The sequence below is a fragment of the Roseovarius nitratireducens genome (genome assembly GCF_002925845.1).
Classification (GTDB): domain Bacteria; phylum Pseudomonadota; class Alphaproteobacteria; order Rhodobacterales; family Rhodobacteraceae; genus Roseovarius; species Roseovarius nitratireducens.
In genome coordinates this window covers 1-425 of the sequence record NZ_PDNI01000064.1, presented here as the reverse complement: position 1 = coordinate 425, position 425 = coordinate 1, and the positions used below count along the sequence as shown (strand labels likewise).

General features: G+C 39.3%; 1 protein-coding gene. It reads right to left on the bottom strand.

The window, feature by feature from the left end; all coding sequences use genetic code 11:
• Positions 1–328 (bottom strand): F0F1 ATP synthase subunit A (atpB, locus tag CRJ03_RS20595; protein ID WP_104017781.1); only part of this gene is annotated, 328 nt, incomplete at its 3' end.
• Between the last annotated feature and the right edge of the window lie 97 nt (positions 329–425).

The window sequence follows — 425 nt, the reverse complement described above, 5'->3', positions numbered from 1 at the left end:
GTAAGTAGAGGCTCACTAGGAGAGTAAAAACGTAGGCTTGAATTAGTGCTACAGCAAATTCTAGAATGGTTAGTAGAGTTAGAATTAAAAATGTAATTAAGGCTGTGGGGATATTAATTGATAGTAGAGCTAGGGTTGCTCCTCCGATAAGATGAATTAGTAGGTGACCGGCTGTAATGTTGGCAGTTAATCGAACTGCTAGGGCTATTGGTTGAATAAATAGGCTGATTGTTTCGATAATGATTAGTATGGGGATTAAAGGAATAGGTGTTCCTTGGGGAAGGAAATGGGCTAGAGCAGATTTTGTTTTGTTGCGGAATCCTAGGATTACTGCTCCGGCTCAAAGGGGAATTGCTATTCCTAAATTTATTGATAGTTGTGTTGTTGGGGTAAATGTGTGTGGTAGAAGACCTAGAAGATTAGTT